The organism is Colwellia sp. MB3u-8, from assembly GCF_014076985.1.
GTDB lineage: Bacteria > Pseudomonadota > Gammaproteobacteria > Enterobacterales > Alteromonadaceae > Cognaticolwellia.
The window spans coordinates 77,524-102,201 of sequence record NZ_JACGVA010000067.1 but is presented as its reverse complement, the minus strand read 5'-3'; the positions used below and the strand labels follow the sequence as shown (position 1 = coordinate 102,201).

At 40.4% G+C, this 24,678-nt stretch carries 23 protein-coding genes and 2 rRNA genes; 12 read left to right on the top strand and 13 right to left on the bottom strand.

Annotated elements, in window-relative coordinates:
- The 3 genes from rrf (H4J54_RS12490) to epmA all read left to right on the top strand — a co-directional run.
- A 5S ribosomal RNA gene (gene rrf / locus H4J54_RS12490) occupies nucleotides 1-83 on the top strand; the annotation flags it as partial.
- 97 nt (nucleotides 84-180) lie between these two features.
- A 5S ribosomal RNA gene (rrf, locus tag H4J54_RS12485) occupies nucleotides 181-295 on the top strand.
- Nucleotides 296-573: 278 nt separating this feature from the next.
- Nucleotides 574-1,551 (top strand): elongation factor P--(R)-beta-lysine ligase, encoded by a 978-nt coding sequence (epmA, locus tag H4J54_RS12480; RefSeq protein WP_182191198.1) that lies wholly within the window; start codon nucleotides 574-576, stop codon nucleotides 1,549-1,551.
- A gap of 30 nt (nucleotides 1,552-1,581) precedes the next feature.
- Here epmA and glnG read toward each other — a convergent pair whose 3' ends face one another.
- The 4 genes from glnG to glnA form a co-directional block, all read right to left on the bottom strand.
- Complete coding sequence (gene glnG, locus H4J54_RS12475) at nucleotides 1,582-2,988, bottom strand: nitrogen regulation protein NR(I) (protein ID WP_182191190.1); 1,407 nt, start codon at nucleotides 2,986-2,988, stop codon at nucleotides 1,582-1,584.
- Nucleotides 2,988-4,073, bottom strand: a complete 1,086-nt coding sequence (gene glnL, locus H4J54_RS12470; protein WP_182191189.1) for a nitrogen regulation protein NR(II) — start codon at nucleotides 4,071-4,073, stop codon at nucleotides 2,988-2,990. The genes glnG and glnL overlap by 1 nt, the downstream gene beginning before the upstream one ends.
- A 76-nt stretch (nucleotides 4,074-4,149) precedes the next feature.
- The gene (locus H4J54_RS12465; protein ID WP_220464172.1) at nucleotides 4,150-4,677 is read right to left on the bottom strand and encodes a DUF4124 domain-containing protein; all 528 of its coding nucleotides are present in this window, start codon (nucleotides 4,675-4,677) and stop codon (nucleotides 4,150-4,152) included.
- Nucleotides 4,678-4,789: 112 nt separating this feature from the next.
- Nucleotides 4,790-6,196, bottom strand: a complete 1,407-nt coding sequence (gene glnA / locus H4J54_RS12460) for a glutamate--ammonia ligase (RefSeq protein WP_182191188.1) — start codon at nucleotides 6,194-6,196, stop codon at nucleotides 4,790-4,792.
- Between the two features lie 345 nt (nucleotides 6,197-6,541).
- On the opposite strand from glnA, the gene typA reads away from it, so the two are divergent.
- From typA to dtd, 4 genes are all read left to right on the top strand, one after another.
- Entirely contained in the window at nucleotides 6,542-8,359 is a 1,818-nt protein-coding gene (typA, locus tag H4J54_RS12455; protein WP_182191187.1) for a translational GTPase TypA, read from the top strand.
- 380 nt (nucleotides 8,360-8,739) lie between these two features.
- Entirely contained in the window at nucleotides 8,740-9,618 is an 879-nt protein-coding gene (locus H4J54_RS12450) for a virulence factor BrkB family protein (RefSeq protein WP_182191186.1), read from the top strand.
- Nucleotides 9,619-9,658: 40 nt separating this feature from the next.
- Nucleotides 9,659-10,633 (top strand): prolyl aminopeptidase, encoded by a 975-nt coding sequence (gene pip / locus H4J54_RS12445; protein WP_182191185.1) that lies wholly within the window; start codon nucleotides 9,659-9,661, stop codon nucleotides 10,631-10,633.
- Nucleotides 10,634-11,071 carry a D-aminoacyl-tRNA deacylase gene (gene dtd, locus H4J54_RS12440; RefSeq protein ID WP_182191184.1) on the top strand — a complete coding sequence of 146 codons (438 nt, stop codon included), beginning with the start codon at nucleotides 10,634-10,636 and terminating at the stop codon, nucleotides 11,069-11,071.
- A gap of 15 nt (nucleotides 11,072-11,086) precedes the next feature.
- Here the strand turns inward: dtd and H4J54_RS12435 are convergent, their stop codons facing one another.
- The gene (locus tag H4J54_RS12435; RefSeq protein ID WP_182191183.1) at nucleotides 11,087-11,857 is read right to left on the bottom strand and encodes a spermidine synthase; all 771 of its coding nucleotides are present in this window, start codon (nucleotides 11,855-11,857) and stop codon (nucleotides 11,087-11,089) included.
- Nucleotides 11,858-11,915: 58 nt separating this feature from the next.
- Here H4J54_RS12435 and H4J54_RS12430 point away from each other — a divergent pair, with 58 nt between their 5' ends.
- The 4 genes from H4J54_RS12430 to H4J54_RS12415 all read left to right on the top strand — a co-directional run bounded on the left by H4J54_RS12430 (nucleotide 11,916) and on the right by H4J54_RS12415 (nucleotide 14,627).
- The gene (locus H4J54_RS12430) at nucleotides 11,916-12,809 is read left to right on the top strand and encodes a bifunctional GNAT family N-acetyltransferase/hotdog fold thioesterase (protein WP_182191182.1); all 894 of its coding nucleotides are present in this window, start codon (nucleotides 11,916-11,918) and stop codon (nucleotides 12,807-12,809) included.
- 98 nt (nucleotides 12,810-12,907) lie between these two features.
- Nucleotides 12,908-13,390, top strand: a complete 483-nt coding sequence (locus H4J54_RS12425; RefSeq protein WP_182191181.1) for a nuclear transport factor 2 family protein — start codon at nucleotides 12,908-12,910, stop codon at nucleotides 13,388-13,390.
- A 50-nt stretch (nucleotides 13,391-13,440) separates the two neighbouring features.
- Nucleotides 13,441-14,322 (top strand): SDR family NAD(P)-dependent oxidoreductase, encoded by an 882-nt coding sequence (locus H4J54_RS12420; protein ID WP_182191180.1) that lies wholly within the window; start codon nucleotides 13,441-13,443, stop codon nucleotides 14,320-14,322.
- Nucleotides 14,323-14,357: 35 nt separating this feature from the next.
- Nucleotides 14,358-14,627: a hypothetical protein gene (locus H4J54_RS12415; RefSeq protein ID WP_182191179.1), complete on the top strand. Its 270-nt coding sequence runs from the start codon at nucleotides 14,358-14,360 to the stop codon at nucleotides 14,625-14,627.
- 54 nt (nucleotides 14,628-14,681) lie between these two features.
- Here H4J54_RS12415 and H4J54_RS12410 read toward each other — a convergent pair whose 3' ends face one another.
- The 6 genes from H4J54_RS12410 to hutC all read right to left on the bottom strand — a co-directional run bounded on the left by H4J54_RS12410 (nucleotide 14,682) and on the right by hutC (nucleotide 21,562).
- The gene (locus H4J54_RS12410) at nucleotides 14,682-15,620 is read right to left on the bottom strand and encodes an SPFH domain-containing protein (protein WP_182191178.1); all 939 of its coding nucleotides are present in this window, start codon (nucleotides 15,618-15,620) and stop codon (nucleotides 14,682-14,684) included.
- A complete protein-coding gene (locus H4J54_RS12405) occupies nucleotides 15,617-16,537 on the bottom strand; it encodes a stomatin-like protein (protein WP_182191177.1) in 921 nt (306 codons plus the stop codon). The genes H4J54_RS12410 and H4J54_RS12405 overlap by 4 nt, the downstream gene beginning before the upstream one ends.
- Nucleotides 16,538-16,605: 68 nt before the next feature.
- Nucleotides 16,606-17,058: an NfeD family protein gene (locus H4J54_RS12400; protein WP_182137467.1), complete on the bottom strand. Its 453-nt coding sequence runs from the start codon at nucleotides 17,056-17,058 to the stop codon at nucleotides 16,606-16,608.
- A 389-nt stretch (nucleotides 17,059-17,447) separates the two neighbouring features.
- The gene (gene hutH / locus H4J54_RS12395) at nucleotides 17,448-18,992 is read right to left on the bottom strand and encodes a histidine ammonia-lyase (protein WP_220464173.1); all 1,545 of its coding nucleotides are present in this window, start codon (nucleotides 18,990-18,992) and stop codon (nucleotides 17,448-17,450) included.
- Between the two features lie 101 nt (nucleotides 18,993-19,093).
- Entirely contained in the window at nucleotides 19,094-20,785 is a 1,692-nt protein-coding gene (hutU, locus tag H4J54_RS12390; protein ID WP_182191176.1) for a urocanate hydratase, read from the bottom strand.
- A 66-nt stretch (nucleotides 20,786-20,851) separates the two neighbouring features.
- A complete protein-coding gene (gene hutC / locus H4J54_RS12385) occupies nucleotides 20,852-21,562 on the bottom strand; it encodes a histidine utilization repressor (protein WP_182191175.1) in 711 nt (236 codons plus the stop codon).
- Nucleotides 21,563-21,809: 247 nt separating this feature from the next.
- Between hutC and hutI the strand changes: the two genes are divergently transcribed.
- Nucleotides 21,810-23,045 (top strand): imidazolonepropionase, encoded by a 1,236-nt coding sequence (gene hutI, locus H4J54_RS12380; RefSeq protein WP_182191174.1) that lies wholly within the window; start codon nucleotides 21,810-21,812, stop codon nucleotides 23,043-23,045.
- 242 nt (nucleotides 23,046-23,287) lie between these two features.
- On the opposite strand, the gene rraA is transcribed toward hutI, so the two are convergent.
- Together rraA and H4J54_RS12370 are read right to left on the bottom strand one after the other, a co-directional pair.
- Nucleotides 23,288-23,773: a ribonuclease E activity regulator RraA gene (rraA, locus tag H4J54_RS12375; protein ID WP_182191173.1), complete on the bottom strand. Its 486-nt coding sequence runs from the start codon at nucleotides 23,771-23,773 to the stop codon at nucleotides 23,288-23,290.
- A 494-nt stretch (nucleotides 23,774-24,267) separates the two neighbouring features.
- Nucleotides 24,268-24,669 carry a gamma-butyrobetaine hydroxylase-like domain-containing protein gene (locus tag H4J54_RS12370; RefSeq protein WP_182191172.1) on the bottom strand — a complete coding sequence of 134 codons (402 nt, stop codon included), beginning with the start codon at nucleotides 24,667-24,669 and terminating at the stop codon, nucleotides 24,268-24,270.
- Between the last annotated feature and the right edge of the window lie 9 nt (nucleotides 24,670-24,678).

Below are 24,678 nucleotides of genomic sequence, written 5' to 3'. Positions count from 1 at the left end.
TCCCATTCCGAACTCAGAAGTGAAACGTGTTAGCGCCGATGGTAGTGTGGGAGTTCCCATGTGAGAGTAGGACATTGCTAGGCTTCTATTTAGAGAAACCCGTAGCTGACGCTACGGGTTTTTTGTCTAAACCTTATGACTTAGCTAATTTTTAAGTTAATTAACTCATAAAGTTTTTTGTCTGATGACAATAGCGACATGGCCCCACCTGATCCCATTCCGAACTCAGAAGTGAAACGTGTTAGCGCCGATGGTAGTGTGGGAGTTCCCATGTGAGAGTAGGACATTATCAGACTCCTATTAGAGAAGCCCGATTCGAAAGAGTCGGACTTTTTGCTGTCTGCTATTTAAATATTATAATAAAGCCAATCTGAAATGAATATAGCGACTTAACGCTAATCGATTACTATTCGGGTACATTTATATTCGAAAGTTAATCGTAAATTTACTTACCTGTTTATCAGACCTCGATTAAACTAGCTCAATTTCAACGTGCTGTATTTTTTGCTGTCTGTATTTATTTCGTTTAAAGTATGGCTCTTTTACATTCCAAGCTTATAGGTAACTGTATTGATGTCATGGCAACCGAGTATGAATTGGCCGCATGCCAAGCAAAGAGCACAGGTTTTAGGTCAAATACGAGCATTTTTCTTAGCACGAAATGTGATTGAGGTTGAAACCCCAATACTTGCTCATGCAACCGTGACAGATGCACATTTAGATGCCTTCGTAACTCACTATAATTACTCACAAGATAGCCATTGCGATGAGTCGATAAATTTATTTGCCCAAACTTCGCCAGAGTTTGCGATGAAGCGCCTTTTAGCTAGTGGCTATGGTTGTTGCTATCAAATTTGTAAAGCGTTCCGTCATGAAGAGCAGGGTCGTTATCATAATCCTGAATTTACCATGTTGGAATGGTATCGAATTGATTTTGATCATTTCCAATTGATGGATGAAGTTGCCGCGTTAATAGAGTCAATCTTAGGTTGTGACCAAGCTGAACGTATTAGCTATCAAGCACTTTTTATTCGAGAAGTTGATATTGATCCTTTAGTGACCAACAAAGAACAATTAATTGCTCTTATTACCGGCCGTGGTAAGTTGAGTGATTGGCTAGAAAATGAAGACTCACTTGATACTTTACTGCAATTTGTCATGGCTGAGTTAATAGAGCCTAATATAGGCAAAAATGCACCTTGCTTTGTTTATAATTTCCCGGCTAGTCAAGCATCGTTGGCTAAGATTAGTTCACAGGATCTGCGTGTTGCAGAACGCTTTGAGTGTTACTTTAAAGGTATTGAGCTTGCGAATGGCTTTCATGAGCTAACCGACGCTAAGCAACAAAAATTACGCTTTGAGCAGGATAATGAAATACGTGCCCAATTAGGCAAAGCTAAGCATATGATTGACGAAAATTTTATTTCAGCACTTGAGCATGGGCTACCATCTTGTGCTGGTGTTGCTCTTGGTATTGATAGACTGATTATGCTTGCTTTATCGGCAAGCAAAATTGATCAAGTTATTACCTTTTCGATAGCAAATGCTTAACTTACATTATTATTTTAGTCGATTAATTAGCTAATCAGGCAGGTTTAATTCTTTTAATTTTCTTGTTAACGTGTTCCTCCCCCAGCCTAAGCGTTTGGCTGCTTCTTGTTTATGTCCTTGGGTGTATTTTAAGGCACTTTCTAGCAATATTTTTTCAAACTCAGGTAGCACTTGTTCGATGATATTACTCTTACCTGATGATAGCTCCTTGTCGAGCCAAGTTTTTAAATTATCTTGCCAGCTATCATGTGAATTTTTCACACTGAGTGGTTTTACAGCAAGTTCACTAGGTAAATCTGACATTAAAATTTCTTTACCACTGGCCATGACCGTGAGAAAGCGACATATATTTTCTAATTGTCTAACATTGCCTGGCCATTCGCATTGCTCTAGATAATCTAGGGTACTTTTGTGTAATGTTTTAATTTCAACGGCTAATTCTTTTGCTGCCTGTTTTAAAAAGTGTTGTGCTAATTGATTAATATCTTCCTTTCTTTCGCGCAGGCTAGGTATTTGGATTCTGATGACATTGAGTCGATGAAATAAATCTTCACGAAAGTCACTACTATTAACCCGTTCTTCTAGGTTTTGATGCGTGGCGGCAATGATTCTTACATCGACTTTTATCGGGGAATGACCACCGACTCGATAAAATTGACCATCTGATAGCACTCTAAGTAGCCTTGTTTGAATATCGAGTGGCATATCACCAATCTCATCTAAGAAAAGTGTACCTTGGTGCGCCTGTTCGAAACGGCCATGTCTGACGGCACTTGCGCCAGTAAAAGCGCCTTTTTCGTGTCCGAATAGCTCTGATTCTATTAAGTCTTTCGGTATAGCAGCCATGTTGAGTGGTATAAAAGGTGCTGCTGAACGAGGACTGTGCATATGTAATGCGTGTGCCACGAGTTCTTTGCCCGTACCTGACTCGCCATTGATCAGTACACTGATACTGGAACGAGATAGTCGGCCAATAGTCCTAAATACTTCCTGCATAGACGGTGCCGCGCCTATTATGCCAACAGCGTCAGCAGATGGGATATTAAGTTGTTTTGTCGACTTTAATTCTCGAGCATGGGTTAAAGCTCTTTTGGCCAGGGTAACTGCGTCAGTAATATCAAATGGCTTTGGTAAATATTCGAATGCTCCACCTTGATAGGCATTTACTGCACTGTCTAGATCTGAGTGAGCGGTCATTATGATGACAGGAATGTGGGCAAACTGGTCATTGATTTTACCTAATAGCGTCATGCCATCAATGTTAGGCATACGAATATCAGAAATAATCACCTCGGGTTGATTATGTTCTAAAGCAATTAATAGATCTTCTGGATTATGAAACGTACCTACACTTATGTTGGCGTTCGACAGGGCTTTTTCTAGCACCCATCTGATTGAGCTGTCATCATCGACGATCCAGACTTGTTCGGTGATCATTAGTTTTTCTCACTTTCAAAAGGTATTAAAATAGTAAACTCTGTATGCCCAGGTCGACTTTTACAGGATAATTTTCCGTGATGCTGATGGATAATAGTTTGGCAAATGGAAAGTCCTAAGCCGGTACTCGAGGCACTACCTGAAACCATAGGATAAAATAATGTACTGCAAATATGCTCAGGTATACCGGGGCCGTTATCAATTATGCTTATTTCTGCACAAAGTTTGATACGCTTGCCATTAATAGTTTTATTGCTTGCTGCACGAGTTTTTAAGGTGATTTTACCTTCACCATTTAATGCTTGCATGGCGTTATGAACAATATTGATAACGGTTTGTTGGAGCTTGTCTTGATCAAAAGTTAATTCAGGTATGGATGGGTCATAGTCACGGGCTAAAGTAATATCTTTGGGGTTATCAAATTTTGACAGTTGAAATACTTTTTCAATCACGATATGAATATTTTGCAACTTCATTAGAGGCCGGTTGTTAGGCCCTAACAAACGGTCAACTAAATTGGTTAATCTATCGGCTTGTTCTATGATCATCGCTGTGTATTCTTTTTGTTCGAGATTAAGTTCTAAATCCAATAATTGTGCCGCGCCGCGCAGGCCACCGAGGGGGTTTTTAATTTCATGGGCAAGACCACGGATAAGGTCGCGTGCAGACTCCCATTGTTGTTGTTGAAATGCTTCTGCACTGATCTGTTTTTGTTGATCAATTTGTTTGAACTCGAGCAAAACATGTGGACATTGTTCAAAAGTAACTGAAGAGGCCGTAATTTCAACGGTAATTTGTCGCTGATCAAAAAACTCAATCGTCACATCGCTATCACTAAACTCTTGTCCTGTCGTCAGTAGTTGTTGTAAACGATTACTATTAATTGGGGTATTATAAAAAACTTGGTCAATGGGAAGTCGGTATATTTTACTTAAGCTTTTAACGAGCAATGCTTCTGCAGCAGGATTGACATAGCAAATAGCGAGTTCACGGTCTAACACAACAACAGCTGTTACCATTTGGTTAGGTAACGCTTGTTGATAATGCTTTTTTATTTTGTTTAAATTGATCACGTTATTAAACATCACTTTTCCTTGCACTAAAATGGTGCGTTAAGTAACGAGTGTAAATAAAATTGGTGCAATATGCACTGAAATCCGGTTAGTTTGCCTTGTTAACCGATACTCTGTGCATATAAAACGTTACTGGAGAAGACGTTGCAATAACCTTGCCTTTATCATTAAGTAAGGCCATTTTTATTTGATGTTCACCACGGTCAATATTTCTAAGGACAAACATTGAGTGGGTTTGTGGTTTTTTATAGGGCTTGTCATCTAAATATAATTGTATGGTAAGACCACGCTTGAAGATGGGCTTAATTCGGCCTGAAACATAAGCTGAACCCGTATTATCTCTAATGGTAGATTTTTCCTCGGGTTGGATGATCTCTACTTGATAATTATTATCTATGGCTTTGGGTTTTATGTCTAAAATTGAGGTGTCGATTGAGGATTTTATGGTGTTAGTTTCTTTGACATCTAATTCTACCGCACCGGGTTTAGGGCTATCAGAAAAAACCAGTACTCCTTGCTCATTGCGCCAGACATAAACTTGAGCAGAGCCTGCAAACACAGCAAAAGCCTGCGTTAGCAAGAGAATAACAATGCAAAAACGTGCAGTATGAATCAAAAATAATATCCCTGTTAAAAATGTTCAGTCTTAATCTATCCAAATAATGCTAAATTTACCACAAAAAAAGCTCACCGAAGTGAGCTTTTTACTTATCTATCTAGTTGCAACGTTATACGCTGTAGTACATATCAAATTCAACTGGGTGAGTTGTTGAGTTCAACAATTCAACTTCGCTACGTTTGATACCTATGTAGGCGTCGATCATGTCTTTATCCATAACACCACCTTCAGTTAAGAAGTCCATGTCATTTTCTAAAGCATCTAATGCTTCAGTTAACGAAGTGGCCACTTGTGGAATTTCTGCTGCTTCTTCCGCAGGTAAGTCATACAGATCTTTATCCATGGCATCGCCAGGGTGAATTTTGTTTTTAATACCATCAAGACCCGCCATCAACATAGCTGAGAAGCCTAAGTAAGGGTTCATTGTTGGATCAGGGAAACGCACTTCGATTCGCATGGCTTTTGGTGACGGTACAATTGGAATACGAATAGATGCAGAACGGTTACGTGCTGAGTAGGCTAGCATTACAGGTGCTTCGAAACCAGGTACAAGGCGCTTGTATGAGTTAGTAGAGGCGTTAGTAAAAGCATTGAGTGCTTTAGCATGCTTGATGATACCACCAACATAGTAAAGTGCCATTTCAGATAATCCGCCGTATTTATCGCCAGCAAATAAATTAACACCGTCTTTAGCTAATGATTGATGAACATGCATACCCGTACCGTTATCACCGACTAACGGCTTAGGCATGAAAGTCGCTGTTTTCCCGTAAGCGTGAGCAACATTATGAACAACATATTTGTATATTTGTACTTCATCGGCTTTTAATACCATGGTATTGAAGCGACAAGCAATTTCATTTTGGCCTGCAGTCGCTACTTCATGGTGATGCGCTTCAACCACTAAGCCCATTTCTTCCATCACTAAACACATGGCTGAACGAAGATCTTGTGATGAATCTACTGGTGACGTAGGGAAATAACCGCCTTTTACACCAGGACGATGTCCCATATTGCCTTCTTCATATTCAGTACCCGAATTCCAAGACGCTTCTTTATCATCTATTTTATAGAATGAACCACTCATGTCTGTGTGGAAACGAACATCATCAAAAACAAAAAACTCTGGCTCTGGACCAATTAAAACGGTATCTGCAATGCCGGTACTACGCATATAATCTTCAGCGCGTTTTGCCACTGAACGAGGATCACGGCTATAGCCTTGCATTGTTGTAGGTTCAAGGATGTCACAACGAACATTCAAGGTAACTGCTTCAGTAAAAGGGTCAAGTACCGCAGATTCAGCAATAGGCATCATCACCATGTCTGATTCGTTAATACCTTTCCAACCTTGAATTGAAGACCCGTCAAACATTTTGCCGTCTTCAAAAAAATCTTCTGTTACTTGATGATGAGGAATTGAAATGTGTTGCTCTTTACCTTTGGTATCAGTAAAGCGTAAATCAACAAATTTGACGTCATGTTCTTTAATTAGATCTAAAACTGCGTTTGACATTGAATGTCTCCAGTGTAGTTAGTGCTTAAATGCTTAAAAACTTAATTCTCTATTACTTGTGCTAAAGCGAATACTGTGCCAAAGACAAAGTCATTGAAATATATGCTTTTTATGTTTTTTATTGATTTAATTCGCACCATTGTAGTGCGTTGTTTGCTGCATTTTGGTGCGTATACTCTAATCTGATCATCGGCAGTATAACAACTGAATAATATTTTGTTGGTTATATTTTTCTATTGCGGTGTATTTGCTGAGACTTGTGCTGTACAATATGCGCCCAATTGTAGCCCTATTCGTTAATTTGCCTAAAGTAGCAATAAACGAAAGTAACAGCGAGTAACGCCTGTGTTAGATAAATTAAGAAATGTGGCAATTATTGCTCACGTTGACCACGGAAAAACCACTTTAGTTGATAAATTATTAGAACAGTCAGGTACGCTAGACGCCCGAGGCGGTCTAGAAGAACGTACAATGGACTCAAATGATATCGAAAAAGAACGTGGTATCACAATCTTAGCTAAAAACACGGCTATTAACTGGAATGGCTACCGTGTAAACATCGTAGATACTCCTGGCCATGCTGATTTTGGTGGTGAAGTTGAACGTGTAATGTCAATGGTCGATTCAGTTTTACTGATAGTTGATGCACAAGAAGGCCCTATGCCGCAAACGCGTTTCGTTACGAAAAAAGCGTTTGCGCAAGGTTTAAAGCCAATTCTTGTTATTAACAAAGTTGATAAGCCTGGTTCTCGCCCTGATTGGGTTATGGATCAAGTTTTTGAATTATTTGATAACTTGGGTGCAACTGACGAACAACTTGACTTTAAAGTTGTTTACGCTTCAGCAATCAATGGTTGGGCCACGCTTGAAGAAGGCGCAACTGGCACTGACATGACTCCTTTATTTGATACTATTCTTAAAGAAGTGCCAGCACCAATCGCGGATCCTGAAGCTCCGTTCCAAATGCAAATTTCTCAACTTGATTACAGCTCTTACTTAGGTGTAATTGGCGTTGGCCGTGTTACACGTGGTTCAGTTAAGCCGAATCAACAAGTGACTATTAAATTAGCGACTGGCAAGGTTCATAACGCTAAAGTAGGTAAAGTATTTGGTTACTTAGGCTTAGAAAGACTGGATATCGAAGAAGGTTTTGCTGGTGATATTATTGCACTTACCGGCTTAGGCGAATTAAAAATATCTGATACTGTTTGTTGTCCAACAGCAGTTGAAGGTTTACCAGCATTATCTGTTGATGAACCTACTATCAATATGACGTTCCAAGTAAATACCTCACCATTTTGTGGTAAAGAAGGTAAATATGTTACTTCACGTAACATCAAAGATCGCTTAGAAAAAGAGCTTGTTCATAACGTTGCTTTACGTGTTGAGGAATTACCTGATGCTGATAAATTTAAAGTGTCGGGCCGTGGTGAACTTCACCTAGGTATTTTAATTGAAAACATGCGTCGTGAAGGTTTTGAATTAGCGGTATCACGTCCTGAAGTTATTATTCGTGAAATTGATGGTGTAACACAAGAACCTTACGAGAACGTAACCATTGATGTTGAAGAACAACATCAAGGACCTATTATGGAAAGAATGGGTGTTCGTAAAGCTGAATTAACTGATATGGCACCTGATGGAACGGGCCGTATTCGTATGGACTTCATCATGCCAAGTCGTGGTTTGATTGGTTTCCAAACTGAATTTATGACTTTAACTTCAGGCTCTGGCTTAATTTATCATACATTTTTTGAATACGGACCTCACAAGGGTGGCGATATTGGCCAACGTAAAAATGGTGTAATGATCGGTAATGCTACAGGTAAAGCCTTAACCAACGCTATCTTTAACTTACAATCTCGTGGTCGCATGTTGATCGGACACGGTGTTGATATTTATGAAGGTCAAGTTATTGGTATTCACTCACGTGATAATGATCTAACGGTAAACGCGCTTAAAGGTAAGCAGTTAACTAACGTTCGTTCATCAGGTACTGATGAAGCACAAACGTTAACGCCGCCTATCGTAATGTCACTTGAGCAAGCGCTTGAATTTATTGATAACGATGAGTTGGTAGAAGTAACACCACTAAGCATTCGAATCCGTAAGAAATTCTTGAAAGAGAACGATCGTAAGCGTGAAGGTCGTGGAGCAAAATAACCTGGTAAGCTAATCTTTATATAAAGCCACCTAAAGCAATTTAGGTGGCTTTTTTTTTCAATGTTATAAACAGCCTCGAATCGTTCTAATACCAATTTCATTAATTAGGTGGTCTACTTTATACGCAGGAAAAATGGCCAAAAACAAGGCATTTATTTTAATAACTAGTTGTTCTAATTATTAAATAAATAACGCAGTAGTTGGTTATTTTAACCAGTAAAAATGATCAGATAATTAGTGAGATTGGTATAAATACCTCTAAATAGTTTCATAGATAACCTTGATGACTTTAGGTCTAAGGTAAAATTATTGAGATTATGACTACCGTTATTTTAATCATTGCCTTAAAATAAATGTAATGGCTCTAACTAGTAATTTATATGCACCCGAGAATAGAAGAAATAAAGCAGCATCGTTACGTCAAATCAATACTTGGTTTTTTGTTATTGTTTTTTAACAACTTTCAAAAAGAACGTATTCATGTCACTGCAGGCTATTTATCTTATGTTACCTTGATGTCTTTGGTGCCTTTGATGGTGGTGATGTTATCTGTGATGACCGCTTTCCCTATTTTTTCTGAAATAAGAGAATTGATAGAAAATTTTATCTATCAAAACTTTGTCCCAGCTTCTGGTGATGTTGTACAAGAGCACATTACTGGCTTTGTCAGTAATGCCACTAAAATGTCGGCTATAGCCATTACTGCGCTATTTATTCTTGCCATGTTACTCATTTCAGCGATTGATCAATGTTTAAATAAATTATGGCGAGTAAATGAAAAACGTCGAATCATCACTTCATTTTCAATGTATTGGATGGTGTTAAGCTTAGGTCCTGTATTGGTGGGGAGTAGTTTGGTCATGACCTCCTATATTCTGTCGTTGGTATCGATAGGGGATTATGATTTATTAGGGCTAAGTAATATTGCTGTTCAGGCTCTGCCGTTAGTCGCTTCAATCGCCGCTTTTTTTATTTTATATATGGTAGTGCCAAATAAGGTTGTTCCTGCTAAATTTGCGCTTGCGGGTGCGACCTTAGCCGCGGTTTTATTTGAGATAGCAAAAAAAACTTTTGCCATTTATGTGACACAACTTCCTTCTTATGAGGCTATATATGGTGCGTTATCAAGTATTCCTATTCTATTTTTATGGGTATATTTGAGCTGGTTGGTGGTGCTTGTTGGGGCATTATTTACCGTATCATTAGAAGATTATGACAGCGAGAAAAAGGCAAAATCATCTCAGCAAGATGCTGATTAAATATAAGTAGACTGAAGAGATTATCTATAAGGAGCGGTATATGTCTAGAGTGCTTTTCCCCAATATTGCGGTTTATCAACAACAATGGCTTGACGTTGGAGATGGACATCAACTCTACCTTGAGCAGTCAGGTAACCCCAATGGCATTGCCGTGGTATATCTACATGGTGGCCCTGGCGGCGGAACAAGTAAAGATCATCGCCGATATTTTGATCCCGACAAGTATCGTATTATTTTATTTGACCAACGCGGTTGTGGGCGCTCTACACCATCGCCAAGTGTTCGCCATAATACCCCCGCGCATTTAGTTGCTGATCTTGAGCTAATCCGTCAACATTTAAGCATTTCACATTGGTTAGTGGCCGGAGGTTCATGGGGCACAACCTTGGCATTGCTTTATGGCATTCAATATCCTGAAACCGTGCTAGGTTTTATCTTAAGAGGAGTTTTCCTTGGCACGACAGCTGAATACAACTGGTTGTATGGTCAAGATGGCGCCGCCGGATTTTTTCCTGAATATTACCGAGAATTTACCGAGCAACTTATTGACGTTAAAGCTGATAATATTGTTCAAGGCTATTATGATGTACTGACTGGAACTAATGAAATTGCCGCTATTGCCGCCAGTAAAGCTTGGTGCTTATGGGAGCTTAGGTTGTCAACCATCGAGCATCACCCTATTGACATTCATCACATAGAAGATTCACATCAAGCCTTATGTATGGCGAAAATATCGAGCCATTATTTTGTCAATAAATGCTTTATTGATGAGGGCCTGATTTTAGCGTCGATTGAAAAAATTAAAGCGATACCGGCGATTATTTTACATGGCCGCTACGACATGGTTTGCCCATTGCGTAACGCGGATCAGTTGGTGCAAAAATGGCCCAATGCACAATTACAAATATTACCCAAAGCAGGGCATAGCGGTTTTGAATCTCAAACGATTGATGGCTTTTGCAAAGCAACAGACACTATGGCTAATTTTATTGCAGAACGCAGAGAACTTGATTAAATGATAGCCTTGATGCAAAGAGTATCCGAAGCAAGTGTCAGCGTTGATCATAATGTTGTTGGAGAAATCGAGCAGGGTTTATTGGTGTTTTTAGCAATTGAACCTGCAGATACCCAAGCAAAGGCTAAGCGCTTAGCTGAACGTGTCGCCGGTTACCGAATTTTTGCTGATGATGAGGGTAAAATGAATTTAAATGTTCAGCAAGTCGGTGGTGAAATATTAGTCGTTTCACAGTTTACCTTAGCGGCGAATACCACAAAAGGAATGCGACCGAGTTTTACCCATGCAGCACCACCAAAATTGAGTGCAGCGCTTTATCAATATTTTTGTCAGCAATTGCGTGAGCTTGGCTTTAGAACTCCGACAGGGATTTTTGGTGCTGATATGCAGGTGCGATTATTAAATGATGGTCCGGTAACCATCAATCTACAAAATTAATACCAATAATATTTACTAATTAGCGCGTATATGATGATTAAAAAACTTTCGCCATCTAAGGTATTGTGTTGCGGGTAGATAGGATGTTTTTGAGCGCTTTTTTAGGTTATTTATCATCCAATGCTTTGGCAACAAATGAATAATCACATTGAGATAGCGTGGAATATGAAAGTAGATAATATGATGCGAACTTTGCAGTTGCCTTAAAATGGTCAAGCATAAGTTAATTTCTTGATCGTCAAGATCAGGTAAATTAAGTGTTAAACAAGCATCATCTTGTAAGTTATCTATCAGCGCGGTTAACAGCGTAACTCGACTTTGAAAACTATTAGCATGGTGTTGATAAACATCACAAATTAACCAATCAGCTGATGACTTTTCTGGACATTGTCTTTGTTGCAGCCAAGCTAAGGCTTCGCTATTTTCAATCACTATTTTCTGTTGTTGCGGGTTAAAATAATGTTGAAAGCATTCGATCACCGTTTGAGAAAGTTCGATACTCGTGACTTGGATATTGGGCTGTAGCGCACTTAAGAATCGACTCAAGTTTCCGCCACCAAGACCCAACTCTACGACCTGATTGGGTTGAAAAAACAATAAAGGCATTAAAGCCGCATAGTGATGAGGCAAGGTCAGTTTTTCTGGACACCTTAAATGCATAACACTTTGAATAACGTCGTCAAATGCTAACCAGCGATAATGTGCATTTTCACTAATGGTTATTTGGTCTGTGGTGTTACTGAGGTACACTAGTTGACCTTGATTAACATGTTGGTTAAGTTTCACGTGTTGTTAAATTCCTGAAATAAATATATTTCACTTGCCATAAGATGAATAATAGACGATGTACAAATGCAGAGCGCCAAAAAATAAAGCTGAACTAGCACAATATTATCAACTACGCTGGCAAGCGCTTCGCCAGCCATCGCAACAACCCATGGGTAGCGAAAAAGATGAGCTTGAGGCGCAATCATACCATCGGGTCATCGTTGACGATATGGATAAGATTGTTGGCGCTGGGCGATTACACAATGTTAGTCAAGAGCAGGCACAAATTCGCTATATGGCGATCAGTGACCCTGTCCGTGGCCAAGGGCTAGGTAAGTTATTGCTCAGTGAGTTGGAACGGATTGCTGCAGAAGTAGGGGTGAAAACCCTAGCGTTAAATGCGCGCGTTAATGCGATTAGTTTTTATCAGCGACTTGGTTATAGCGATGAAGGATATTCACATACGCTTTTTGGTGACGTAAAGCACAACAAAATGATTAAGAGCATAGCAAAACCCGATAGTCATTTAGCTGAAGTTGCTGATAACTTACAGCAACTTTGGCATCAAACTATTCCGCTTAGTAAAGCCATGAATATTCATATTTGCTATTTTGATCAACAAAAACTGCGCACTAATTGTGAGCCAAACTTTAATAAAAATCTTCATAATACGATGTTTGCAGGCAGCATTTATACTTTGGCAACCCTGACAGGTTGGGCCTGGGTGTATATGGCGCTGCAAGCACAAGCACAGCAAGCTGACATTGTATTAGCGGAAGGAAATATTCGCTATATTGCGCCGCTGCTAGGTGTCGCCTATGCCCAAACGTCGTTAAACCGAGTTACGGGTAGCCTAGAGCCGTTACTCGATGGCAAAAATGCTCGCTTTAATATCGAAGTTGAAGTGTGTTGTGGTGATAAGGTTGTAGCACTTTTTACCGGAGCTTATGTCGCCATGGCAAAACGATAATAGCCTTTTACCTGTGGTACTTAGGTAATAACCTTGTTCGCATAACACCATTTTTGAGTTATTACTGAGCGAAAAATTCAAACTAAAAGTAGATCAATATGTATAAAATTTTTGTCGTGTTTATATTTTTCAGCTTCCTTGCCACGGCAACTGTGCCGGTAAACAGCGAGCTTGATGCGGTATTAGATAGTTTTCATCAAGCGGCAGGCGAAGCTAACGAGGATAAATATCTTGGCTTATTGGCAGAAGATGCTATTTTTCTGGGTACAGACAGTGCTGAACGTTGGAATAAAAGCGAATTTTCAGCTTTTGTAAAACCTTACTTTAGTCAAGGTAAAGGTTGGTTATATCAGCCAGTTAAACGTCATATAACGCCAATTCAAGCGGGTAATATTTTCTTTTTTGATGAGTTGCTGGAAAATAAAAGTTATGGCATGTGTCGTGGTAGTGGCTTGTTAATTAATACTGAAAATGGATGGAAAATATTACAATACAATTTATCTATTCCGGTGCCAAATGCTATTGCTCTGCAAGTGGTCGCGTCTATTAAGGGTTATCGAGCCGCTACTATTAAAAAATAAAGTCAGCTTAATCATCACGGTTAGTGGTGTAATTTTATGGAGAAATTTTAATGACCCATGTTAGTATTATTGGCTGTGGTTGGTTAGGGCAGGCGTTAGCGCAACGTTTACTTGCCAGCCATACCAAGCTTATTGCCAGCTACCAATCAGCGCAAAGCCATGACAAACTTAAGGCGCTTAATATACCAGCCACTCAGCTTATTTTACCACTTGTTGATGATGTGATGAGCTGTAAGCAGCTAGATAAGATTGCCGGTGTTGACCCAAGGTTATTTCAACAAGATGTGCTGATTATTGCCATACCACCCCAGTTGAAAAAAGGTCGGGTAGATTATCCGTTGAAAATTCAACAGCTAGTGCACCTGGCTGAGCTTGGCAACACTCAACATATTATTTTACTGAATTCGACAGCCATCTATAATGGTTTAGTGGGTAAAGTAGATGAAGCCAGTCAGTTAAATATGAATGCTGAAAAAGTCGCTAGCTTACTGGCAGCAGAGCAAGCGGTTAAAAGCTTCTCTAAACGGGTGCATATTTTAAGGTTAGCGGGATTGGTTGGGCCTGATCGACATCCGGGTAAATTTTTACAAGCAAAGCGTGTTTTTGAAAATGCTAGTGCGACAGTGAACCTGGTTCACCAAACCGATGTCGTGAATATTCTTGACAGTCTTATTCATCTTGACAGTACTGATAGTAAACAAAGCATTTATAATGTGGTCAGTAATACCGATAGTAATCGCCAAGGTTATTATCAGTTAGCCGCGCAAGCCTTAAATTTACCGATACCACAATTTGCCATCGAGCAAGAGCAAAGCCCAGGTAAAAAAATTATCGGTGCCGCATTGCGTGATGAATTAGCTTACCGCTATAAGCATGACGACTTATTATCATGGTTAAAAAAGACTGATCCCATCAACTTAGATAGCGCTTAATCTGTGATTTTGAAGAAATTAAGGTGTAAAAAACTATGGCGAATAATGTCATTACCAAAATGCTAAAAGCCATCTATCAATATAAAATGACGTTATTATTTTTTATTTTGTGGGCGCATGTTTCATTGTTGAATTTATTTTATGTTAATTACCGTGGGCCGATTTTTCTCTGGCAAGAAAATAGCGAATTACGGACTATTCAAACACATTTTTTAATTGCCTTAATCACAACCCTGTTTTTTGTCGCTATCACAAAATTAAGAAAAATAAGCGGCAATAAAGCGCTTGAAACCAATGGGAAATAGCCCAAAAAACCCGACTTTACTCGGTCGGGTTTTTTATTGGCTATTTAAGTTGTGCTAGGGTTTATTGTGAATACCAGCCGTTGCTAGCCATTGTTTAAAATCAAGCAAATTCGCGGGCAAAATAACTTTGGTTGATGGTTGACTCAAGCCTTTCATTTGTTGCAGATATTGCTCACTTAATTGCATATCTAAAGCTTGTTCACCGCCGGGTTGCTCAATAGCCGTGGCTAACTTACTAATAGAGTCGCCAGTGGCTTGTGCAATGGTTAATATTTCCGCCGCCTTACCTTCAGCCGAGTTAATTCTGCGCTGCTTTTCACCTTCAGACAAATTAATCAATTCTGTCATTTTTCCTTCTGAACGATTAATGCGACTAGCTCTATCACCTAAACTTTTTGCCAAAATGGCGCGGCGTTCACGTTCGGCGTTAACCTGCATTTCCATCGCGTTGCGAACAGTCACGGGTGGGGTAATGTTTTTAATTTCGTAGCGGTGAACTTTAATGCCCCAGCTTTCGCCTGCTTTATCAAGCACCTCGACCACTTTCGCGCTAATGACATCGCGCTCTTCAAAAGTGCGATCTAACTCTAAAGTACCGATGACTGAGCGGGTAGTGGTTTGAGCAAGTTGCATAGCAGCGAAGCGGTAGTCCGTTATACCGTAGCTTGCCTTGTAGGCATCAATTACCTGGATGTAAATAACACCATCAACTTCGACATAAACTTCATCTTTTGAGAAACACTCTTGAGGCGGCACATCTATGGTTTCTTCTTTCTGGTCTTGAATAAATGCCACGCGATCAATAAAAGGTAAGAGTAAATGAAAGCCCGCTTCTAATGTGCAACGATATCTCCCTAAGCGTTCAATAATATAAACTGATTTTGTTGGTACTAAACAAATAGCTTGGAAAAACTTAAAGGCTAGAAACAAGAAGATAAATGCCCAAATAGCCAATACCGCTAAATCGATAGTGTTTGCATCAATTGCTATCATGATTTTGCTCCTTGAATATTTTGTGTTACTTTTTCCATACCTTGAAAAAAGCCTTCTAATTTAGCCACTTCACTTGGCACGATTGACACGTCAGCATGTTGTATAATATTGCTGGTTTGTGCAATAAACTGTTCTAATAAACGCATTTTTATCGCTTTTTCGCCACCCGGCTGGGCTGCCGCTTTGGCAATGAAGTTGATGCCTTCTGCCGAAGCTTGCGTAAGAATCGCTATCTCTTGTGCTCGGCCATGGGCTTCGTTAATTTGTTTTTGTTTATCGCCTTCAGATAAGTTGATCGCTTCTTGGCGAACACCTTCGGATAGATTAATCGTCGACTCTTTTTCCGCTTCTGCTAAGGTAATTTCAGCACGCTTTTGCCGTTCGGCTTCCATTTGTTTTTCTAGGGTATGAATAACATTGTCAGAGGGCGTAATATTACGCACTTCATAGCGTAATACTTTAATGCCCCAAGGGTCTGAGGCTTTATCAATTTCACGCACAATAGTTTCATTTAGGGTGTCGCGCTCAGAAAATGTTTGGCTTAAGTTTAATTTACCAATTTCAGAACGCATGGTTGTTTGCGCTAAATTAACGCTAGCGCGACGGTAATCTTCAATGCCATAACTGGCTTTAGCACCGTCCATTACTTGAATATAGACTAAGCCGTCAACATTAATTTGAATATTGTCGCGTGAAATACAACTTTGCGCCGGTATATCCAACACTTGTTCACGGGTTTCATGACGATAAGCGACGCGGTCAATAAAAGGGATTAAAAAATGCAGTCCTGGTGGCGTAATGGCGCGAAATTTTCCTAGACGCTCTATGACACAAACCTCTTTCATTTGCACTATCAGTACTAGCTTGACGACAATAAACAGTAATGCTAGAAAAACAAAGGTAACCGTAGCTAACATAAAGATGCTCCTTCTCTTATTTTATAGTTTTTAAATGGCGTTAAATTGAGGCGTTAACCGCCATGGTCTTATTTGATAGGCTCAACCACTAAAGAAATGTTTTCTTTACATACAATAGCGGCTTCACTACCCGCTTGGATAATAGAACCATCACTTAACGCTGTCCATGTTGTGCCTTGATACTCAACTCTACCTGCTTGTGTACCTGGGCCTATTTGTTCGAGTACACGTACTTTTTTACCATAAATATCGACCTCTTCATAAATATTTTCAATAATCGTTTCACCAGCAAAAAATCGCTCGGTAATAAAATAAACTAAAATCAGTAGAAAGGTGGCGAGGATGAACCAAGTGGTGAGGGTTAATACCCAAGTATCAAGTATTTGTTGTTGTACACCAACAGCGACAAGCAATGAGGCTATGCCTAAATTAAGTAAAATACCACCTGGAACAAAAATCTCTAAACAGGCGAATAAAATAGCTAGGGCGAGCCAAGTTTCAAAAAACAGTATGTATTCCATTGCCACCTCTATGATGTATGTGCGGTTAATTTTACGTTAACAGCGATCCATTCAAAGTAGCAAGCACGACATATTATGTCAAGTGATTCAGGTTAAAGGCAATTATGTGAAGGAAAGCTGGCGCTAGGAATTATTTGATCAGGTAAGTCATCAAATGGGTATAAGCATAGTTTTAGTTAATGAAGTTACTAATGCCTTGCAAGACAGGATGTCTGAGAAAGACCTGAACATGGTTACTCTTTCACATCCATGTGATCGTAACATACCCTTCCTCCTGAACATGGTTACTCTTTCACCTCCATGTGATCGTAACATACCCTTCATCCTGAACATAAAAAAGCCAAACATGGATGTTTGGCTTGATTCAGTTAACTTAAATTTAACTGGAACTAGAAGCTAGGTAATAAGGCTTCAGGCATGAAATTGTTGAACTCACCTTCAGCAATAATCGACGATGCGTCAGCAATATCTGGCGCAAAGTATCTGTCTTTATCATAAAAACTGACAACTTGGCGTAAAATTGATTTAGCCAATTCAACATTTTTAGAACCTTTTAATGGCGCTCTAAAATCTAGACCTTGTGCCGCCGCCAAGTATTCAACAGCTAACACACCGTTAGTATTTTCAGCCATATCAGCAAGACGACGGCCAGCAAAGCAAGCCATAGAGACGTGATCTTCTTGGTTTGCTGAAGTGGGTAAGCTATCAACAGAGGCTGGATGGGCTAATGATTTATTTTCTGAGGCTAAAGCGGCAGAGGTGACTTGTGCAATCATAAAACCAGAGTTTATCCCACCATTATCGACTAAAAATGCCGGTAATTTACTGAGGTTTGCATCGATTAATAACGCCATTCTACGCTCTGATATCGAACCAATTTCGGCAATCGCTAAGGCTAAGTTATCTGCTGCCATAGCAACAGGTTCGGCATGGAAGTTACCCGCAGAGATAAAGTCACCTTCGTTGGCAAAAACTAACGGGTTATCGGTCACACCGTTAGCTTCAACATGAAGTACTTCAGCCGCTTGGCGAATTTGTGTTAAACATGCGCCCATCACTTGTGGCTGACAACGCAGTGAGTAAGGGTCTTGCACTTTTTCACAATCAAGGTGCGAAGAACCTATAGCTGAGTTGTGGTCTAAGATGTGACGGTATGCGCGAGCGGCATCGATTTGTCCGCGTTGACCACGAGCTTGATGTACGCGATCATCAAAAGGGGCGCGAGAACCCATGGCCGCTTCAACGGACATAGAGCCAATAACAACACCAGCAGCAAATAAGTCTTCCGCGTGAAATAAGCCTTCTAATGAAAATGCCGTTGACGCTTGTGTGCCATTGAGTAGTGCTAAACCTTCTTTTGCTGCTAAGGTCATTATCTCAAGACCGGCTATTTTTAAGCCTTCAACCGCTGAAATAACTTCATCGTTATGCGACATTTCGCCTTCACCCAATAAGGGTAATACCATATGAGAAAGTGGCGCTAAATCACCAGAAGCACCAACAGAGCCTTTTTTAGGTACACATGGATAGACTTCTGCGTTTAATAGGGTAATTAATGCTTGAATAACTTCTAAGCGAATACCAGAAAAACCGCGTGATAAGGAGTTGATTTTCAATACCATCATTAAACGAACAGTGGCATCATCCATGTACTCGCCAAAGCCGGCAGAGTGAGACAATACAATTGAGCGCTGTAATAATTCTAATTGGTCATTTTGGATACGGGTACTGGCAAGTAAACCAAAGCCGGTATTAATACCGTAAACCACGCGATCTTCCGCGATAACTTTTTGCACCGCTTCAGCGCTTTTGTTAATAGCTTCAAAGGCACTTTCATCTAAGCTAAATTGTATGCCTTCATACTTGGTTACGGCGCGTAATTGTTTTAGCGTAATCTGGCCTGGAATAATATTTAATGTGTTCATTACTGACATGTTATCTGTCCTATTTTTAAATTTTTATGAATTCAATGAAAATTGCACCAAGATCATCGTTAAAAAAGGTGCAATTATGCGTTAAGCTAAACAGGTTGTTACTAAACCTTGCCGTTAGCACCATCAATCATAGGCAGGTCTAGGCCTTGTTCTTTTGCACAATCAATTGCAATGTCGTAACCGGCATCGGCATGACGCATAACACCGGTAGCAGGGTCGTTCCATAATACACGGCTAATGCGTTTTGCCGCGGCATCAGTACCATCAGCGACAATAACCACACCCGAATGCTGACTAAAGCCCATGCCTACGCCACCACCGTGATGTAGGCTAACCCAAGTAGCGCCGCCTGAAGTTGACAACAAGGCATTAAGTAGCGGCCAATCAGATACGGCGTCAGAGCCATCAAGCATGCTTTCAGTTTCACGATTTGGTGAAGCAACTGAGCCAGAGTCTAAGTGATCGCGGCCAATAACAACGGGTGCTGATAATTCGCCAGTTTTTACCATTTCGTTAAAGGCTAATGCTAAGCGAGCACGGTCTTTTAAACCGGCCCAACAAATACGGGCAGGTAAGCCTTGAAAAGCAATACGTTCACGCGCCATATCTAACCAGTTATGTAAGTGTGGATTGTCTGGAATAAGCTCTTTTACTTTGGCGTCAGTTTTATAGATATCTTCTGGATCACCCGATAATGCTACCCAGCGAAAGGGTCCAATGCCTTCACAAAATAGCGGCCTAACATAAGCCGGGACAAAGCCAGGAAAATTAAAGGCATTTTTAACGCCTTCTTCCAGGGCCATTTGACGAATGTTGTTACCGTAATCTGTGGTAGCAGCGCCAGCCGCTTGTAAATCAAGCATGGCTTGTACTTGCACAGCCATTGAATGTTTAGCGGCTTTTACAACGCCAGCTTCGTCTTCAAGCCGCATTTTTGCCGCTTGCGCCATGCTCCAGCCTTGGGGTAAATACCCGTTGAGCGGATCATGTGCTGAGGTTTGGTCCGTTACTATGTCGGGGGTAACACCACGTTGTACTAATTCAGGGAAAATATCAGCGGTATTACCTAATAAGCCCACAGAGATCGCTTCGCCTTTTGCTGTGGCATCATTGATCATCGCTAATGCTTCATCTAACGAGGTGGCTTTTTTATCGACGTAGCGGGTCTTTAGGCGAAAATCGATACGAGACTCATCACATTCAACAACTAATGCAGAAAAGCCCGCCATAGTTGCTGCCAGTGGTTGAGCGCCACCCATGCCACCTAAACCACCGGTAAGTACCCATTTACCTTTAGCGTTTCCAGCAAAGTGCTGTTTTGCCATGGCGACAAAAGTCTCATAAGTGCCTTGCACTATGCCTTGCGAGCCAATGTAAATCCATGAACCTGCGGTCATTTGGCCGTACATCATTAAACCTTGTTTATCTAACTCATTAAAATGCTCCCAGTTTGCCCAGTGCGGCACTAAGTTTGAGTTAGCAATTAATACCCGTGGAGCATCGGCGTGAGTTTTAAAAACGCCAACTGGCTTACCAGATTGCACCATCAAGGTTTCGTCATCTTCTAGGCGATCCAATGTTTCTACAATTTTGTCGTAACATGCCCAGTTACGTGCAGCACGGCCGATACCACCATAAACCACTAATGACTGTGGGTGTTCGGCAACTTCTTCATCTAAATTATTCATTAGCATGCGTTTTGCCGCTTCAGTTAACCAGCTTTTTGCGGTGATTTTACTGCCACGTGCGGCACGAATTTTACGGCTAGTGTCGATTCTATTATTTATTGTCATGGTGGACCTCTACAAATGTAACTTGTTGGCTAAAATGAGAATTTTTCTCACTTCAATATGCGTAAATTAAAAAATTAAATGACTGCCTAAGCGGTATTTATTTCCTGGTGAGGTTAAAGTGGCTAAACTCACCACACCTTGGCTTGACCAGGTGCGACGTTTAACCTGTAAACATGGGGTAATATGGCTAATTGCTAATAAACGGCCAATATCTTCACTGGCTAATACGGCTTCCACCTCATGTGTTGCTTCGGTCAATGGTGCTTCGGATGATAAATATGCATGTGGCGTAATTTGCGTAAAGTCTTGTTCAAGATAATTAGCCACTAATTTTGGATTAACAAAGCGTTGCTCTAATTGTATGGGGGCATTATTTTCAAAATGCAGCACGCTTGAGTAATAGGCGATATCACCGGCTTTAAGGGCTAATAAAATCGCCACTTCTTCGTTGACTTTAACGGCCTTTAAGATAAGTTGTTGAGCATGATATTGATGACCACGCTCTTGTATTTCATCGGCTATATTGCGAATTTCTAGTAATGAAGACTGTGACTTAAAGTTTGCGACAAAAGTACCAGAGCCTTGAGAACGCACCAATAAACCTTGCTCAGTAAGCTCTTGTAAAGCACGGCGAGCGGTCATTCTACTGACCGAAAACTGCTCGGTAAGCTCATTTTCTGATGGGACTTTACTGTGTTCAAGCCACTGGCCAGATTCTATTTTTTCACAGATGTGCTGTTTGATAACACGGTACTTTGCGGTTTTTACTTGTGTCATTGTCATACCTAATACGGGATAATGTGCAGAGTAAACTCTAACTTGTATATACAATCTCATTTTTTCTCGGCAAGGTCAAGAGTTGTATATACAAGCTTGCTTGTTAATTTGCTATCAGTTAAAGTGAAGTTATAAATAAACCCTAAGTTTTGTTGGGTCATATTGATATGCCATAAGTCATGGCACTTTGAAAAGTAACCTAAAAGTAGCATTAAGGTTAGCGGTAAATAAGCAATTTGGAATTTTTATGTCGACGAAAACACAACACTGGCAAACCCTTTGGACTCATGTCAATTTAGCCACTATGACCGATGGAGCAAAAACTTACGCCACGATTGAAAATGGCGCTATAGCGATTGCGAATGGAAAAATTGCTTGGCTGGGCACAACCGCTGAACTGCCTGACTTTGATACGGCTAGGGTAAAGGTAATTGACGGCAAGGGGGCTTGGTTAACGCCAGGCTTTATCGATTGTCATAGCCATATTGTTTATGGCGGCAACCGCGCGAATGAATTTGAAATGCGTCTTGAAGGTAAGGGGTATGAAGAAATTGCCAAGGCTGGCGGTGGTATTATTTCAACGGTTAAAGCAACCCGTGCTGCTAGCGAAGATGAGTTATTTAACCGTGCATTAAAACGTTTAACGGTTTTACATCAAGAAGGTGTTACCAGCATCGAAATTAAATCGGGTTATGGTTTAGACACGGATACTGAAATTAAAATGCTCAATGTCGCTACTAAATTAGGGCAAACATTACCGGTAACAGTACAAAGAACATTTTTAGGCGCGCATGCGCTACCTGTTGAGTATCAAGGTCGTGCGGATGAGTATATTGATTTGGTCTGTAAAGAGATGATACCGCACATGGCAAAAAATAAACTTGCTGATGCAGTTGATGTATTTTGTGAAGGTATTGGTTTTAATTTAGCGCAAACCGAAAAAGTGTTTGCGGCAGCCAAGGCGCATAATTTACCAATAAAAGTGCATGCCGAACAGCTATCTAACCTTGGAGGCACTAAGTTAGCAGCAAAATACCAAGCGCTATCTGCTGATCATATTGAATTTTTAGACGAGGCAGGTATCGCGGCAATGAAAGTGGCCGATATGACCGCGGTATTATTGCCGGGTGCATTTTACTTCTTACGTGAAACCCAGTTACCGCCGATTGAGCTATTGCGTAAACACGGCGTGAGTATGGCTATTGCTACCGATGTAAATCCAGGTTCGTCACCGATTAACTCACTGCAGCTAATGCTCAATATGGCTTGTACATTTTTTAGGTTAACGCCGGTTGAAGTTCTTGCGGGAGTGACCTGTCACGGCGCTAAAGCGCTAGGGTTGTCGAGCAGTAAAGGGCAGTTAGCCGTGGGTTATGATGCGGATATTGCTTGTTGGGATATTAATCAGCCGGCTGAATTATGTTATCAATTTGGTGTGAATCCGCTGACTCATCTAATGAAGGCTGGGGAAATAGTGATTTAGCCTAAGGTGAGTTAACTTGAAGTGGCATGGCTAATTAGAACAGCTAGTGATTGCCCAGCCTTACTTAGTCGATGTAACTGGCATATTAATATAGTCGTAATCGACAACACCTTGATGACGACAGACAAGGCGTTTGCTCAAAGCCAGCGCTATAGCAAAGATAAACCAGCAAGTCTTGCCATACAGTTTAAGTATGGCAAGACGCATTATGAACAGTATTGACACATTCAAACTAGGCTTAACTAGTCAATATCTAAGGGGTCAGGCGATAAAATAACACCGGTATTATCGGCATAAATATGATCATCAGGTAAAAAGGTTACGCCGGCAAAGTTTATTGCCAAGTCGCTTTCGCCAATCTTGCTGGTGCTAGCACCAACGGGGATCGACAATAAACCTTGTATGCCAATATCAATATCTTCTAAGGCGTCAACGTCTCGTACGCTACCAAAACAAATAATGCCTTCCCAATTATTTTTTGCTGCTTGTTCAGCAATACTAATATTAATCAGTGCGCGACGTGTTGAGCCACCGCCGTCAATAACCAAGACCTTGCCGGTACCGTCAGTGTCAGCCAGCTCGGCAATTAAGCCATTATTCTCAAAGCACTTTACCGTAACAACTTTACCGCCAAAAGAACTTCTGCCACCATAATTACTAAATAAGGGTTCAAGTACATCGATTAAATCAGTGTATATATCACACAGCTCTGAGGTGTTGTATTCCATAGTAATTTTTTCCTAGGTCGCGTTTCTTATTAACTAGTATAACGGTTGAATACACAGGCACAACCGCTAAGCCGCTATAGATGCTAAATAAACCTAGCGAAAGCATAAATAAAAAGTCTGACTTAATCATCGTTATTAGCTTTTAATAAGCGTTATATTCATGCTTGTTGGGCGTCGGCAGCTCGTGCTTGATTTTTCTCCAGAAACTCTCATAGCGCTGAAAATAGGTGGATTATTGTCAAATCTGAGTAAATCGGTCTTGGTAAATGGCTTTAGCAAAACGAGGAGAAATTTACTCACCATTGTAGCTATTAGGTTATATCGCTAGTGATGCTGTTTAAGGGGGGGATCAGTAAGGTTATTGCCTTAATAAGGCGATAAGGCAAGGAGCGTTTACTCAGTAGCTAAAGCGTAAAAGATTTCAGTTAAAATTTTTAAATTTAAAATCAGTGACGCTTTACTGTGCTGGCCGGTATTACAGTGCCTAAGGGTTATTACTTAACTTCTTTAATTTCTATCGATGCTTCTCGGCTATTTACCGTTGAGCCTGTACTTTGTAGGTAATTTTGCCAACGCTGTTGATATTCCGCGCCGAGTGTTTTTAAGTAATCACTATTATAAATACTGCTATGTTCATCATCAAAAATAAATCGATAGCCATGTTTGCCCACCGATTCAATTTTTAGCAGACGTACCTGCTTTTTATGATAAACCTTTGGCGCTGAACCTGCAGCTTGACCTTTGTCTGTGGTTGGAGCAAATACCCGTAAATATTCGAAGGTTAAATCAATCGCTTCGCTGTTTTGTTGTTCAATATCTTCAAGCTCAGTCCTACCAAAAGAAACCGATAAACTCGCTGTAGCATTATTGATCACAAAGCGCTTAATTTTACTCATGTATTACTC

What these genes read in the sequence shown, in the direction of transcription:
- dtd (WP_182191184.1), top strand. Translation starts at nt 10,634, where the DNA reads ATGATAGCCTTGATGCAAAGAGTATCCGAAGCAAGTGTCAGCGTTGAT.
- glnL (WP_182191189.1), bottom strand. Translation starts at nt 4,073, where the DNA reads ATGTTTAATAACGTGATCAATTTAAACAAAATAAAAAAGCATTATCAA.
- H4J54_RS12430 (WP_182191182.1), top strand. Translation starts at nt 11,916, where the DNA reads ATGTACAAATGCAGAGCGCCAAAAAATAAAGCTGAACTAGCACAATAT.
- H4J54_RS12400 (WP_182137467.1), bottom strand. Translation starts at nt 17,058, where the DNA reads ATGGAATACATACTGTTTTTTGAAACTTGGCTCGCCCTAGCTATTTTA.
- rraA (WP_182191173.1), bottom strand. Translation starts at nt 23,773, where the DNA reads ATGGAATACAACACCTCAGAGCTGTGTGATATATACACTGATTTAATC.
- hutU (WP_182191176.1), bottom strand. Translation starts at nt 20,785, where the DNA reads ATGACAATAAATAATAGAATCGACACTAGCCGTAAAATTCGTGCCGCA.
- hutH (WP_220464173.1), bottom strand. Translation starts at nt 18,992, where the DNA reads ATGTCAGTAATGAACACATTAAATATTATTCCAGGCCAGATTACGCTA.
- hutC (WP_182191175.1), bottom strand. Translation starts at nt 21,562, where the DNA reads ATGACACAAGTAAAAACCGCAAAGTACCGTGTTATCAAACAGCACATC.
- H4J54_RS12425 (WP_182191181.1), top strand. Translation starts at nt 12,908, where the DNA reads ATGTATAAAATTTTTGTCGTGTTTATATTTTTCAGCTTCCTTGCCACG.
- H4J54_RS12410 (WP_182191178.1), bottom strand. Translation starts at nt 15,620, where the DNA reads ATGATAGCAATTGATGCAAACACTATCGATTTAGCGGTATTGGCTATT.
- glnA (WP_182191188.1), bottom strand. Translation starts at nt 6,196, where the DNA reads ATGTCAAACGCAGTTTTAGATCTAATTAAAGAACATGACGTCAAATTT.
- H4J54_RS12405 (WP_182191177.1), bottom strand. Translation starts at nt 16,537, where the DNA reads ATGTTAGCTACGGTTACCTTTGTTTTTCTAGCATTACTGTTTATTGTC.
- H4J54_RS12370 (WP_182191172.1), bottom strand. Translation starts at nt 24,669, where the DNA reads ATGAGTAAAATTAAGCGCTTTGTGATCAATAATGCTACAGCGAGTTTA.
- H4J54_RS12450 (WP_182191186.1), top strand. Translation starts at nt 8,740, where the DNA reads ATGCACCCGAGAATAGAAGAAATAAAGCAGCATCGTTACGTCAAATCA.
- glnG (WP_182191190.1), bottom strand. Translation starts at nt 2,988, where the DNA reads ATGATCACCGAACAAGTCTGGATCGTCGATGATGACAGCTCAATCAGA.
- hutI (WP_182191174.1), top strand. Translation starts at nt 21,810, where the DNA reads ATGTCGACGAAAACACAACACTGGCAAACCCTTTGGACTCATGTCAAT.
- epmA (WP_182191198.1), top strand. Translation starts at nt 574, where the DNA reads ATGTCATGGCAACCGAGTATGAATTGGCCGCATGCCAAGCAAAGAGCA.
- H4J54_RS12420 (WP_182191180.1), top strand. Translation starts at nt 13,441, where the DNA reads ATGACCCATGTTAGTATTATTGGCTGTGGTTGGTTAGGGCAGGCGTTA.
- pip (WP_182191185.1), top strand. Translation starts at nt 9,659, where the DNA reads ATGTCTAGAGTGCTTTTCCCCAATATTGCGGTTTATCAACAACAATGG.
- H4J54_RS12415 (WP_182191179.1), top strand. Translation starts at nt 14,358, where the DNA reads ATGGCGAATAATGTCATTACCAAAATGCTAAAAGCCATCTATCAATAT.